The organism is Chryseobacterium sp. FG46 (assembly GCF_057809135.1).
The window spans coordinates 27,239-41,048 of sequence record NZ_JBMDJJ010000011.1; the positions used below are offsets into that span (position 1 = coordinate 27,239).

The window sequence follows — 13,810 nt, forward strand, 5'->3', positions numbered from 1 at the left end:
CGGTAAAGATAAGACAGCTTTGTGACAACTGTCCGTCAGCAGTATTTTAAAGTTAATAATAATTCTATCTGCAAGATAATTTTCTGCAATTTATTAAACTTACATTGAAATAAAGTGTAGTTTTGTAATTATGCCCAATTCAGGACTTCATATGAAAAACTATAAAGCAATCATTACGGTGCTTATATTGGTGTTTTCATTGTCTCCGTGCTCAGTCAAAAGAAATGTTCTTGATATTTTTGACATTCAGTTTATCAGCGGGCTGAATAAGGCAAAAACAACCTCCTCCATTTCCTTCAGTTGTGATGTAGAATCTGCTTCTTCCGGAACTTCTGTTTTAAAAAACAAAACTCAGAGCCAATACAAAAATTCTTTTTCTGATTTTTCTTCAACAACCGGAAATTCCGTTGAAAAAAGGATTTCTTTCAATAACTACTCAGGGCATTCTACTGGTAACAGCCCTCCGAAATATATTCTATTTAAAAGACTGAGACTTCATCTGATTTAATTTTTTCAGATCAAATTATAAAAATCAGTTTTTTACAATACAATAGTAATTTCAATGAAACATATCTTAAACAGCCGGTCTACAGACATGGCCGGATTATATACTTTATCCCTCCGCATGGTGATCGGATGGACTTACTTTTCAGCGTTCTGGCGCAGATTGATCCTCGAAAACAAGCTTATTCCTGATGAAAAGGGATATATCGGGGAAAAATTCAATCATTTTTTACCTAATGCACTCGGCATAAAACCTGTTATTGAATATCTGGTGACTCATCCCGATGCTTTACAACGCTCTATGATGATTTTTACCATTATTGAAGCGGTTGTAGGATTATTCATTATTCTCGGATTATTTACACGGTTAATGAGTATCGGAATTTTTAGTCTTGCCCTCGGAATATTACTGGGTTCCGGCTGGCTGGGAACAACCTGTCTTGATGAATGGCAGATCGGAGTTTTAGGAGTTGCCGGCGGATTCGTTCTGTTTCTTACCGGAAGCGGTCCTTATTCACTGGATTATTATTTCATGAAGAATAACAAAAGCTTTACTCAAAAAAGATGGTTTCAGTGGCTTGGCTCAGGAAATTTTCCTGTCTCAAACCCAAAAGTATTTGTGCTCGCAGGCTCACTTATTATATTTGGATTGACTCTTTTTACCAATCAGTATTTTCATGGAGGTGTATGGGGAACACTGCATAATAAATCGGTAAAACCCAAGCTGGAAATTTCAAATATCTCTCATCAGCATTCAAAGTTAACATTTGAAGTCTACCGGACGGAAGGTGCTGATGTATATGGTTCTTTCCTGATAGGGATTCATATTCTGGATAAAAACGGAAAAGTTTTAAAGGAACTTGATCATAAAGAACTTGCCGGATTTTCTAAAGAAAATATTCAAAACCATTATGTTGCCAAAGTGAAACCGGGAAAACACAGTCTGGTAATTCCATTGGGAGCAAAAGCTGATGTAACTTTGAATATTGATGATATTTTCCAAAAAAATGATATCCACAGTCTGAAACTGATTGATGTAAGTGGTATTGAATGGATAGAGAAAATTGATTAGGAGTTCGGGATGCAATGTGTTCGTATTATCTTTTATCCTTGATACTAATAGTAAAAGCGGACTAAAGTCCGCTCCTATTGAATGCTGTTGTACAATTTCTGGGTATTATTCATGTTGGAAGCTATTTCCCGGAGACGATGACATGATAGCTGCATGTACTGTCCGGATCAAGCCTGAGTACTTTGATTTCAAGTAAAACATCCAGTCCCATAGTGTCGCAAATGCCCTGTATAAAAGGTTTGATCACTGGCCATTTCAACAGATCTGCAATTTGCAGACTATGAGTGATTTTGTGGTAACGGTCTACTCCTTTAATAAGCAATTCGCATTTGTAATCATTTAATTCTTTAAATTCAAAATTATATTCGGGACTGGATGTAAAAATGGCTTCCATCAATATTTTTGCAAGAGCAGGAATTCCAGGCTGCAGGTTGGGTTTTGCTTTAAGATTTCTTAATGTCATTCTTGATCCCAGATCATGCATAAAAGTGCTGGAAAGCTGTTCAATAGCTTCTGCACCGTAAAGTTTCCCGATCTGTTTCAGCATCCCTCCGTAAAAAGATCCTGTAATATCAGAAAGGCGCTGGGTAAGTTCTGTGAAAGTTCCGGGAAAGAAATCTGCAATAAGCTGAGCCTGATCCATTTCAGGAAGATAGATATCATTTTTTCTGAAATCACCTGATGCAGTGTAAGTTTCCGGCAGTTGAATTTGATTCATAGTAATACATTATTTGAGTCTTGAAATCATGGTTTGGCTAAATAATAAGTACTTCATACCGTTTTCGGATATGAAAAATTGTCTTTATGAAAATAAAGTGAAAGGCAGCCGGGGCTGTTTATTTCAATAAGTGGAATTCAGATAAAAATCTGATACAGCAGTCCGGTAAATCCTTTGTGAACGGATTATAAAATGATGAGGGAATTTATTCATATCTTTTTCATTTGGTGATGTAAAGCTAGAAAAAATAAATAAACTCTCCAATAAGTGATATTATTTTTTATTTAACAAAATGAAAACAAAAGGTATTGTTTCTTATTATTTTACAACATAAACAAAATAAAAAACCTTCGAGAATTTCGAAGGTTTTTTATTTAAAATTTAGTGCATGGCTTCACTCAAATCTATTTTTTCTTTGCTCTTTCTTTCTTTTACGAGTAAGATAAACGGAATACATATCAGGAATACGATACCGAGGTAAAGAAATACATCCATATAGGATAAAACAGTGGCCTGTTTCGTTACGGATAAGTCGAGCATTTTATAGGCAGCATTCATTGCGGCATCAGGAGTCATTCCTTTCGCAATGAAATTGGCTTTCAATGCGGCCAGCCTTTGCTGAACATCAAAGCTGTTTTCGTCCAGATGGGAAATTAAGTTATTTCTGTACTTCTGTCCTGCATTGGCAATAAAGGTAGTGATGGCTGCAATCCCGAAAGATCCTCCCAGCTGTCTCATCATCCCTGTAAAAGCCGCTCCCTGCCCAATCTCCTGCCCTTTCAGTGTACTTAATGACAAAGAGGTAATCGGAATAAATAATAATCCCAAACCTGCCCCTCTTACAATCAACATCCAGAAGAAGGCATCTTTGCCGGTATCCGGTGTCAGAATTTTGTATCCCCAGAAACTGTAAACGAAGAAGATAAAGAGTCCTAATGAAACCAGGATCTGCTGTTTTGCTCCTTTTGCCAGTAGTCTGCCAATGATAGGCATCATAAAGGCTGTCGTTAACGCAGCCGGAATCATCAAAGCTCCTGACTGAAGTGCCGTCCATCCCAAAATACTCTGGGTATACAATGGAACAATGAATGTAGAACCATACAATCCAAATCCAAGAACGAATGACATCATAGTTCCGATTCTCAGGTTACTGTTTTTAAGTACTCTGAGCTCAACAATCGGATACTTGAAGGTAAGTTCCCTCCAAAGGAATAGTATAAATCCTAAAACTGCTGCTACAGTGAAGGCTACTATCATTCCGCTTTCAAACCAGTCTTCTTCATGTCCTCTTTCCAGAATAAACTGTAATGAACCTACTGTTACTGCCAGTAAAGCAATTCCAATCCAGTCTACATCGGAAACTTTACGTTTTTCTGCATATTTCGGACTTCTTACAAACTGAAGAGTCATCAGCGTAGCTGCAATCCCAATCGGAATATTAATATAGAAAATATAGGGCCAGCTGAAGTTATCAACGATATATCCTCCAAGAGGCGGCCCTAATGTAGGACCAATAATTACTCCCAGACCATAAATTGCCTGAGCCATACTTCTTTTTTCAATCGGATAAGATTCCGTAATAATCGTTTGTGAGGTTACCAATAAGGCTCCACCTCCGATTCCCTGCATCAATCTGAAGAACACAAGTTCCCAGATATTGGTCGCATTTCCACATAAGAATGAAAATACGGTGAATATAATGATGGATGCCGCAAAGTAATTTCTACGCCCAAACTGCTGTGAAAGCCAGCTCGTCATCGGAACAATGATAACGTTCCCGATGGCATACGCTGTAATCACCCACCCTACTTCTGAAAGTGTAGCTCCAAGATTTCCCTTCATTTCATTCAAGGCAACATTAACAATCGTGGAGTCTACAATTTCAAGAAGGGCACAAAGGATAGCCGTAATCGTAATGATCACTCTCCGTGCTCCATATTCTACTAATGAATCCTGCATAAGTTTTTTTCGATGTGAAAAGTCAATTGTGAATTGTGCTGCGCAAGTGAATAGTGAATTTTAAACAGTCCATTTAAGTTGACTGCAAAGCTGATTCACTACTGACAACGAAGTTCATTGACTCTTAACAATTTTAAATGTTATTTCAAAGCAACTTCCGCCTTCACGTTCATTCCTGTTCTCAATCTTTTGGCAATATTCTTATCAAGATTTACAAAATTGATTTTTACAGGAAGTCTCTGAACTACCTTTACGAAGTTCCCACTTGCATTATCCGGAGGAAGAATAGAGAAAGTAGCTCCTGTAGCCGGAGAGAAAGAGCTTACTACTCCTTCAAATTCCTGATCAGGAAAAGCATCAATCTCAATTTTCACTTTCTGGCCTTCTACCATTTTATCTACCTGCGTTTCCTTAAAGTTGGCCACCACCCATTTCTGGTCGTTTTTAACCAAAGCAAACAACTGTGCTCCCGCCTGCAGATACTGACCTGCCTGTGTAGGTACTTTGCCTACGTATCCATCTTCAGGGGCAAGGATTACAGTATAGGATAAATTCAATTTTGCATTTTCTACATCTACTTCTCTTTGCTTAGCCACAGAACCTGCCACGCTGATTTGTTGTGAGCTTGCGGCCGTCTGAGAAGAAGCGATGTGAGTTTGCTGAGCAATTTGGTTTCTCTGATCCACTAAAACCTGCAACTGTCTGTCTGCAGATTGTTTTGCTGCCAAAGCCTGCTCATACTGCTGTTCTGTAATAGAGTGATCTTTTACAAGATTGGCATATCTCTTCAGATCCTGAGAAGTTTTCCAGACATTTACTTTTGCTGCTTCTATCTGGGCATTAGCCGTTACTACTGCTGCTTCTGAAGAACCTATATTTTTTGAAGTAGCTGTGGTAGTAGCTTCTGCATTGGAGATATTGCTTTTGGCAGTAGATAATGCTGCCTGAGCCTGTTCAAGAGCCATTTTCTGATCTCTGTTATCCAAAATCACCAATGTATCTCCTTTCTTCACAAACTGATTGTCTTTTACTTTTACCTGAGCTACATAACCGGAGATTTTAGAAATTACCGGTGCCATATTGGAAGCAATCTGAGCATCATCAGTCTCTTCGTGATACTGTCCGTAAGTATAGGCTCTGTAACCGTAGATTCCTCCTCCAATTACTACTGCTGCTAAAATGATAGGAAAGACTAAACTTTTTTTCTTTTTAGGTTCAGCTGCCTGTGTATTATTATTTTCCATTTTGGTTTCGATCTGATTATTTAATTGTTAAAGTTCCTGTTGTCTGTAATAGTTTTCTGTATGCCAGTGCAGCATCTGCCTTAGCATTGATCACGCCAACGTTGGCAGCAATCTGTGCAGCGTCTGCATCCAATAATTCAGTCATGGTTGCCAACCCGTTGTCGTATTTATTTTTGGTAATTCTGTAATTTTCATTAGCCTGTTCCGCCGATTTTTCAAAAACAGCAATTCTCTTTTTTGAATAGTCTGTGTTTTGGTACTCTCTGTTCACATCAAGCTTAATATTATCATTCAATAATTCATCAGTAGCGGCAAGCTGTTTCTCTCTTGCCTGTGATTGTCTCAATGAAGAATTTTCTTTCCACAGATTGGATAAGTTATAAGAAACCCCGATTCCTACATTGATGGCATTGTATACCGTAAGAAACTTAGGAATGTCTGCAGCTACATAACCTCCTGTAAATGCGATGGATGGAAGGTTTTCTGCTTTTGCAGCTTTGGAACCAAGTTCTGCGGCTTTTCTCTGCTGTGCCAGCGCCTGTAAATCTTTACGGTTTTCTCTGGCTTCAGTAACGTAAAAATCAACAGGTTTTACGTCTGATCCTTCTTCAATATAATTTTCATCTACCGTCAGTTCTGTCGTTTCAGGAAGCCCAAGCAATAAATCCATATTGATATTGGCAATATTGTAGTTATTCTTAGCTTCCAATAGTTGAAGTTCAATATTTGAAGTCTGAAGGTTAGCCTTTAATCTGTCGTTTCTAGCGATCAAACCATTCTTTTCCATTTTAAGGAAGGTTTCATCTCTTTTTTGTGAAGCGGCAAGATTTTCTTCAAAAACCTTGATGGACTGGTTAGCCTTAAAAAGGTTATTATAAGCCTGAGCAACGTTATAAGCAATGGCAATTTTATCATTCTCAGTGCTTAATTTAGAAGCTTCTACCAGATATTTAGCAGACTGAATTCCGTATTTGATTCTTCCACCGCTGTAAATAGGAACGCTAAGATTTGCTGAACCGTAAACTACCTGATGTATTTCAGGTCCGCCAGCTCCTCCTGCAAGACCAGGAAGTTTGATATCAATATTCGGTTTTATCGGTAGATACATATAGCTGCCCGACACTTTTAATTCCGGTAGTTGTCTGTTTTTAGCCTCCAAAAGATCAGCAGTAGCCTCTTCGATCCTGGCTGCATCGATCTTGAGATTCTTGCTGTTCTGGATTCCCAGCTGCACGGCCTCGTCAAGAGTAAGTGTTCTTTTCTCCTGGGCATTTGCATTTGCTATTCCTACGAATAGTGATAATGCAATCACTGAGTTATTTATTCTCTTCATAACCTAAAAGGTCTTTTAGTAAATATTTAATATGTTTATTAAGTTCTGTATAGTATTTTTCATCAAAAGCTTCTTCATCTTCTGTTTCATTCAGGAACTCTTTATACATTTCTTTCGCATTGAATGCATAAAACAAGGTACCGCTTACGGTAGAATGAAGCAGATAAATGGGTGGATTTTTGGTAAAAACCCCATTTTTAAGACCACTTTGCAATATTTGCGAATACATGGAAAGGAATCCCATTTTGATTTGCTTCAAAAATTCTACAATCTGAGGATTCTTGGTATGCAGCTGCTCTCTCTGCATAATCCTGTAGAAGCATTTTTGAGTCCGGATCCTGTGCGAAAACTGATCAATTACTCTTTCAATCTTCTGCCATTCGTTGATGTCTGTTCTTCCCAAAAGATCTTTTGAAAAAAACTGACCTTCATTCATTCTGTATTCCACTAATTTCTCATAAAGTTTTTCCTTAGAGCCAAAATAATATGAGATCATAGAGATGTTTACATGAGCTGCCTTTGCAATTTCCCTGGTGGAAGTTCCTTCGAATCCCTTTTCTGCAAAGAGCTTCTCGGCAGCGAATAATATATTTTCTTCTTTTGAAATCATGTTCGTATTCATTTTTCAGGGCGCAAATGTACACAAGTTTTTTATTCAAATCAAACGATTGATTGATTTTTAATATAGATTTAATTTATTGTAAATAAAAGACTATTTCTATAATACAATATGAAACTGACAGGAGATGCTTCATTTCCTGAAAGAACTCTCAATAATTAGCAGATATAGTTAAAATTTTACCAGTGTTAAAAAAAGTATTACATTTATCCACTTTAAAAATTTTATATTATGAAAAAAATACTTTCAATGGCAGCAGTAGCTTTATTCACACTAGGATATGCTCAGGAGAAACCAAAAGACGGAGGATGCTGTGCTGGAAAAGATAAAAAAGAATGTTCTGTAAAAGACAAAAAGGCATGCACAGATAACCATCATAAAGATTGCGGCATGAAAACAAAAACAGCAGAAAATACTCCTAAAACAAAAGATAAAAAAACGGTAAAAATAAAGAAAGCTTAATATACTCTTAAGTATAGAAGATAAAAACTCCGGTGAAAGTACCGGAGTTCTGTTTTATGTGCTTTTGTGAATATACCTTGATAATTTTATCCCAAGATCGGTCCAGACGATTTTAGGATTTCCGTTTCTGGTCAGGTGCAGGTCGGCCGCATTGATTTCTTCTAAGATGCTTTCAATATTGGCTCCACTGATAAATTTAGAAAACCCGGCCCAATTGAAACCGTTCGCATTGATCTTTTTATACACCAGATTCTCAGACTGATAGTTCTGAAGTAATGCAAGCCTGAAAATTTCAGAACAATAGTTGAGGAAGTTTTTTTGCTTTTCTCTGTTCCATCCTGCAATTTCTCTTGCCCAGGAAATGATACTTCTGAGATATTCCGGTTTCTTTTTTACCATAAATGCATCTCTTACCCATTGTACAAAAAGCTTTTCAAACTCATTGCTTTTGTCTCCTGAGTTCAGAAGTTTAATGGCATCATTAAGATCTCCCTGTGCTTCATGAACAATCTCTCTCACTTTATCTTCTGAAACTGAAAAATTCTTTTTAAGATAGTTTTCAATATCTTCATCATTAATTCTCGGGATCTCTACAATCTGTGTTCTGGAAAGAATAGTAGGAAGAATGTCGTTTGTACTTTCTGCAGTAAGAAGAATGACAGTTTTTGCCGGTGGTTCCTCCAAAAATTTCAAAAACTTATTGGAAGCCGCGATATTCATTTTATCGGCCCTCCAGACGATAAGAATTTTGGTTCCTCCTTCAAAACTTTTTAAAGAAAACTTCTGATTCTGATCATCCACTTCATCCGCAGAAATAAATAACTGTTTATTTTCTGATTCTAAAAAAGCAGTCCAGTCGTCATAGCTTGCATAAGGAGAAGCCAGGATCATCTCTCTGAACTCGTCAAATTTATTTTTACTTAATGAGTTTTTATTGTCCGTAAAAACCGGAAAGCTGAAATGCAGATCCAGGTGATTGAGATGCTCTACCTTCGCAGCAGCATGTTCATTTTCCTGACTGAAAATCTCCCGTGCATAAGCCAATACCATAGGCAGTGTTCCGTATCCCTCTTTTCCTACAAAAAGCTGGGCATGGCTCACTCTGTTTTCAGCAATGCTTTCTCTAAGAAGTTTTTTCAGATTTGTCTGTCCGGCGATGTTATCCCAATTCATGTTTCAAAGATAAAAAATCTTACTTCAATTCATAAAATTAAGTCTGCTTAAAATAAAATTGTTGGAATACTTATAATAAAAAAACCTTTTACCCAAGGAACACATAAAGGTTTTTATAACTTAAAAAAATTAAATAGGAAGCTTAAGAAATAAGAATATAAATAAGGACTGTTCACTACAGAGCAACATTCTTCATAGCAAAATTGACATTTTCTATTGTTGAAAATTTGCATTTTTCTTTTAAAGAACGGCCCTTAACAAACTTTAACCACATATAATTTTTACAATTCATTAATATTTAAGATATTTGCGCATTGTTTTAAAAATAAAGAATGAAAAAAATCTTTGTAGTATCATTCATATCAGTTGGATATTTTCTGAATGCACAGAGTCTAAGCAACTCTCCTTATGCAACTTATGGAATTGGAGATGTGAAATATGATAATACGATCGAAACTGCTTCTATGGGAGGTATATCTACTGCTTTTATAAGTGATTTTACCAGTAGTTTCAATTTTGCCAACCCGGCAAACAACGCCAATTTTGAACTTACGAGTATCAGACTGGAAGCTACCAACGAAAACAATTATTTCAAATCGAATTATAACGATATGAAATCTACAAAGCATTCTACGTATCTTTCCAATATTTCGATTGCATTTCCTTTATCTTCAAAAGTGAAAATGGGGATCTCTTATCAGCCATACAGCTCTAAAAGTTATGACATCGTAACTGAACAGTTTACCGCAGATAAAACTCCTCTTTACAAAAACAGCTTTAAAGGAAGCGGAACATTGAATACCGCTCAGATTGCTGTTTCTTATAAGATCAGTCAGGAATTATCCGTAGGAGCAAAAGCCAATCTTTATTTTGGAGACCTTAATGACCTTAATGAATTCCGTGCTTACAACAGTAATCTTGGAACCTATTTAGGTGAATATGTTAATGGTTATGAAACTAAAAACAGAGTCAGAAACTTTAATTTTACGCTGGGAACAAGTTACCAGACTTTAAATACACGTACTGATAAAAAGTTCACAGTAGGCGCTACTGCTACTTTTGGGAATACCAGTAATATGACTACTCAGTACACCAACAGCACGTACAGATATTCTGATGCTCAGGAAACCACCAAGCTTAGCGGATCTGAAACCATTATTGAGCAAAAAGAAACAAAATCCAAGAACCTTCTTCCATTACAGGCTTCATTAGGAGTTGGGTATGGAAGTGAAAACCATTGGTTTGTATCAGGACAGCTAGATTATAAAAAAGGAGAAGATATCTCTTATTTTGGTAAAGATTTTAGTTTCCAGGATACCTACAGAATTTCTGCAGGGGGATGGTATCTTCCAAATTATAATAACTTCAGAAACTACTTCTCAAGAGTAATCTACAGATATGGAGCTTTCTATGAAAGAGGAAATCTGAATCTGGAGGGAAACAGTATTAACAAATTCGGTATTTCTGCCGGAGTAATGTTACCATTCAAGAATAGTAGTATTACAAGAATGAGTGGTCTTGAAATCGGATTAGAAGTTGGTAAAAGAGGAACTCTTCAAAACAACCTGATCAACCAGAATTTCGTCAACCTGAGAATCGGCTTTAATTTTGCCGATAAGTGGTTCAGAAAGACACTTTATAACTAAAATGAGCTTTTCAAAAAAAATATCATATAAAAATATAGCATGCCTTTTTAGTTGTGCTATATTTTTTATACTGACATCCTGTGAGGAGGATCTTACCAAAAGAAATGGCAGCCAAAGCAAAAATTTCCCTTCACAGATCATTAACAACGCCAATATTATACAGCGTGACTCCGGCTTTGTTACATTAAAAGCCAAAGCACCCATCATTGAAAAATACGAATTAATTGACAGTCCGTATGTAGTAGCCAGAAAAGGAATTGATATTGAGTTTTTTGATAAAAAGAAGCCCAAAATTCCAGGACGAATTACCGCTAAATATGCCCGTATTTTTGAATATAAAAAATTCTACGAAGCTAAAGGTGATGTAAGAATAAAAACCAATGAAGGGCAGAGATTTGCCATGCAGAGTATTTACTGGGATCAGAAGAAAAACAGAATCTACACCAAAGACACGGTTTATGTTACCATGGAAGACGGTTCTACACTGGTAGGGGCCAATGGGATGACGGCCAAAGATGATTTTTCCGAATACACTTTCTATAACAACTCCGGAGATTTCAGCTCAAAAAGAATTTCTGAAAACAAAAAATAAATCCAAAAAGAATGAAAGCTGTGGCTATTGGACTGATGTCCGGGACAAGTCTGGATGGTTTGGATATCTGTCTTGCTGAATTTGAAAAACAGGACACATGGACCTTTCAAATCCTGAAAGCCGAGACCCTCTCCTATTCTGAGGATTGGGAAACCCAACTTAGAAACTCCATTCATCTTTCTTCTGAAAATTTGCTGGAACTGCATTCAGCGTATGGCTTTTATCTTGGACAACAGGTTAAAAAGTTTATTCATCAACATCGGCTTGAAAATATCGATCTTATTGCCTCTCACGGACATACAGTTTTTCATCAGCCAAAGAGAAAATTTACCCTGCAGATCGGCGATGGCAGAGCCATCAAACTGGAAACCGGACTCCCTGTTATCTATGATTTCCGAAGCCAGGACGTGTTGATGAATGGAAACGGAGCACCATTAGTTCCTATAGGCGATGAATTACTTTTCTCCGGATACAGCGCCTGTCTGAATCTGGGCGGATTTTCCAATATTTCTTTACGTTCGGAAGGAAAAAGAATCGCTTTTGATATCGCTCCCGTGAATATTGTTTTGAACCATTTAGCTCAACAGCTTCATAAAAATTTTGATGAAAACGGAGCACTGGCCGCAAAAGGAAAAATAAATGAAACTCTACTGAATCAACTTAATACCCTAGATTTCTATCAGATTTCGCATCCAAAATCTCTTGGAATAGAATGGTGTCATCAACATATATTTCCGCTTCTTGAAAACATTGAAGTCTTAGATGCTCTGGCAACTTTTACAGAACATGCTGCCCAGCAGATCGCCAATGTCATCAATGGCTATAGTATAAAAGACATCCTTATCACTGGTGGAGGTGCTTACAATACCTTTTTAATTGAAAAAATAAGAGCAAAAACAAAAGCTGAAGTGATCATTCCTGAAAAAGAGATCATCAATTATAAGGAAGCCCTGATCTTTGCCTTTATGGGCGTTTTAAAGATGAATAATGAAATGAATGTGCTGTCTTCTGCGACTGGAAGTACAGCTGATCATTGTTCAGGAGTTATTGCTTAGATATTTGGTCATGTTTCAAATATGTTGCTTTCCATTATTAATGGAAAATTATAAATAAATAATTGACTTATCCTTTTAATTAATACTCAAGATTAATGATTAATAACGGCTTTCTTATTGAGAACCCTTCGGCAGGCTCAGGGTGACAGGTCGCATACCAGCCGAAATTTTTAAGCGTTGTCAGGCTGAGCCTGTCGAAGCTATTATTACTAAAAGAGATAGGTTAATAAATAATTTAAAAGCAGGTAATCTAAATGGTTGCCTGTTTTACTTTTTATCAACATTCCTCTAAAAACAAAAAAACCTTCATTTTGAAGGTTTTTATTATTTATAAGCTTCGATTTTATCGGTAAGCGTATTGATAAAGTTCTGTAACGGCTTCTCTACCATCATTTTGATAAATGGATTGAATTTCCCTTCAAATAACATCTGAACCTCAGTCTGGTTTTCGCTGATCGGGTTTAATGTGGCTGTTAATGAGAAGTCCAGACTTGAACTTGCAGATCTTAAAACAGCTTTGTGATCATCCACCTCATCTATTTTTAATGCGATTTCAGGCATTCCCTGTAATCCAAATTTGAATCCGTTATCTCTTGTTTCAAATTTCTGAAGACCATCCGGCATAAAATCTTTATAATTTTCAGGAGATTTCAGCAACTCTGTAAGTTCTTTAGATGATTTATTGACAATAATCTTTCGTCCTTCTAAATTCATTTTTTATTTTTGTATTTAAATTCTTAACTATTACAAATGTATAAAGTTTTTGTCAACGAAAAAAAATTATTACTATCTAAGCATCCTGAAGATCTTGAAAAAAAGCTTGGGTATGAAAATTATACAACTTTAGAGATCGCTCTGGATCTTCTGGAGAATACTTCTGTGCAGGAACTGAACGTGTATGGAGAGAATTTGGAAGAAATCTGGCAGGAGTTTCAAAAGCTGTTCAGAATTATAGAGGCTGCAGGAGGTCTCGTTAATAATCCTGAAGGCAAAATTCTTTTTATCAGAAGACTTGGCAAATGGGATCTTCCTAAGGGTAAGATGGAAAAAGGAGAATCCAGAGAAGAGTCTGCAGTACGGGAAATAGAAGAAGAAACAGGTTTGAGTGATGTTGAGCTTGTAACATTCATCAATACGACCTATCATATCTATGTAGAAAGAAACGGAGATAAAATCCTAAAATGCACCCATTGGTTTGAAATGAACTTTGATGGTGAAGACACTTCCAAACCGCAGATAGAAGAAGGTATTACCGAAGTTGCCTGGAAAACGACATCAGAAATTGAAAATGAAGTTTTTCCTAGTACTTTCAAAAATATTAAACTTATCGTAAAAGAATTCTGGAATTTGAAGAAATAAATAATAAGGCTGGAAGCTGGAAGAGTGAAGCCGGAAGTTACTATCCGGCCAATTACTTCTTCAGGTGATTTTTA

The 13,810-nt window shown here is 36.6% G+C and carries 14 protein-coding genes; 7 read left to right on the forward strand and 7 right to left on the reverse strand.

Translation table 11 applies throughout. The features are described 5' to 3' along the window. Window positions 1-151 precede the first annotated feature (151 nt). Window positions 152-508 (forward strand): hypothetical protein, encoded by a 357-nt coding sequence (locus ACODR7_RS10065; protein ID WP_488838905.1) that lies wholly within the window; start codon window positions 152-154, stop codon window positions 506-508. A gap of 54 nt (window positions 509-562) precedes the next feature. Continuing rightward, window positions 563-1,576 carry a TQO small subunit DoxD gene (locus ACODR7_RS10070; protein WP_488838906.1) on the forward strand — a complete coding sequence of 338 codons (1,014 nt, stop codon included), beginning with the start codon at window positions 563-565 and terminating at the stop codon, window positions 1,574-1,576. A gap of 121 nt (window positions 1,577-1,697) precedes the next feature. Here ACODR7_RS10070 and ACODR7_RS10075 read toward each other — a convergent pair whose 3' ends face one another. The 5 genes from ACODR7_RS10075 to ACODR7_RS10095 form a co-directional block, all read right to left on the reverse strand. After that, on the reverse strand, window positions 1,698-2,294 hold the full coding sequence (locus tag ACODR7_RS10075) for a hypothetical protein (RefSeq protein WP_488838907.1): 597 nt from the start codon (window positions 2,292-2,294) through the stop codon (window positions 1,698-1,700). A 381-nt stretch (window positions 2,295-2,675) separates the two neighbouring features. Then, window positions 2,676-4,253 (reverse strand): DHA2 family efflux MFS transporter permease subunit, encoded by a 1,578-nt coding sequence (locus ACODR7_RS10080; RefSeq protein ID WP_076597676.1) that lies wholly within the window; start codon window positions 4,251-4,253, stop codon window positions 2,676-2,678. A gap of 140 nt (window positions 4,254-4,393) precedes the next feature. Beyond that, the gene (locus ACODR7_RS10085) at window positions 4,394-5,497 is read right to left on the reverse strand and encodes an HlyD family secretion protein (RefSeq protein ID WP_488838908.1); all 1,104 of its coding nucleotides are present in this window, start codon (window positions 5,495-5,497) and stop codon (window positions 4,394-4,396) included. A 16-nt stretch (window positions 5,498-5,513) separates the two neighbouring features. Next, entirely contained in the window at window positions 5,514-6,830 is a 1,317-nt protein-coding gene (locus ACODR7_RS10090) for a TolC family protein (RefSeq protein ID WP_488838909.1), read from the reverse strand. After that, window positions 6,814-7,452 (reverse strand): TetR/AcrR family transcriptional regulator, encoded by a 639-nt coding sequence (locus tag ACODR7_RS10095; RefSeq protein WP_488838910.1) that lies wholly within the window; start codon window positions 7,450-7,452, stop codon window positions 6,814-6,816. Before ACODR7_RS10095 ends, ACODR7_RS10090 begins: the two co-directional genes overlap by 17 nt. A 228-nt stretch (window positions 7,453-7,680) precedes the next feature. Between ACODR7_RS10095 and ACODR7_RS10100 the strand changes: the two genes are divergently transcribed. Then, the gene (locus ACODR7_RS10100; RefSeq protein ID WP_488838911.1) at window positions 7,681-7,911 is read left to right on the forward strand and encodes a hypothetical protein; all 231 of its coding nucleotides are present in this window, start codon (window positions 7,681-7,683) and stop codon (window positions 7,909-7,911) included. A gap of 54 nt (window positions 7,912-7,965) precedes the next feature. On the opposite strand, the gene ACODR7_RS10105 is transcribed toward ACODR7_RS10100, so the two are convergent. Continuing rightward, window positions 7,966-9,084, reverse strand: a complete 1,119-nt coding sequence (locus ACODR7_RS10105) for a DNA polymerase III subunit (protein ID WP_488838912.1) — start codon at window positions 9,082-9,084, stop codon at window positions 7,966-7,968. Window positions 9,085-9,416: 332 nt separating this feature from the next. On the opposite strand from ACODR7_RS10105, the gene bamG reads away from it, so the two are divergent. The 3 genes from bamG to ACODR7_RS10120 are packed head-to-tail and all read left to right on the forward strand — an operon-like array spanning window position 9,417 to window position 12,377. Further along, the gene (bamG, locus tag ACODR7_RS10110) at window positions 9,417-10,730 is read left to right on the forward strand and encodes a BamG family beta-barrel-assembly machinery protein (protein WP_488838913.1); all 1,314 of its coding nucleotides are present in this window, start codon (window positions 9,417-9,419) and stop codon (window positions 10,728-10,730) included. A gap of 1 nt (window position 10,731) precedes the next feature. Beyond that, the gene (gene lptC, locus ACODR7_RS10115; RefSeq protein ID WP_488838914.1) at window positions 10,732-11,322 is read left to right on the forward strand and encodes an LPS export ABC transporter periplasmic protein LptC; all 591 of its coding nucleotides are present in this window, start codon (window positions 10,732-10,734) and stop codon (window positions 11,320-11,322) included. 11 nt (window positions 11,323-11,333) lie between these two features. Then, window positions 11,334-12,377, forward strand: coding sequence for an anhydro-N-acetylmuramic acid kinase (locus tag ACODR7_RS10120; protein ID WP_488838915.1), 1,044 nt, complete (start codon window positions 11,334-11,336; stop codon window positions 12,375-12,377). Between the two features lie 324 nt (window positions 12,378-12,701). Here the strand turns inward: ACODR7_RS10120 and ACODR7_RS10125 are convergent, their stop codons facing one another. After that, window positions 12,702-13,091, reverse strand: a complete 390-nt coding sequence (locus ACODR7_RS10125; RefSeq protein WP_076597685.1) for an orotate phosphoribosyltransferase — start codon at window positions 13,089-13,091, stop codon at window positions 12,702-12,704. A gap of 36 nt (window positions 13,092-13,127) precedes the next feature. Between ACODR7_RS10125 and ACODR7_RS10130 the strand changes: the two genes are divergently transcribed. Next, window positions 13,128-13,736, forward strand: coding sequence for an NUDIX hydrolase (locus ACODR7_RS10130; protein WP_488838916.1), 609 nt, complete (start codon window positions 13,128-13,130; stop codon window positions 13,734-13,736). Window positions 13,737-13,810 lie beyond the last annotated feature (74 nt).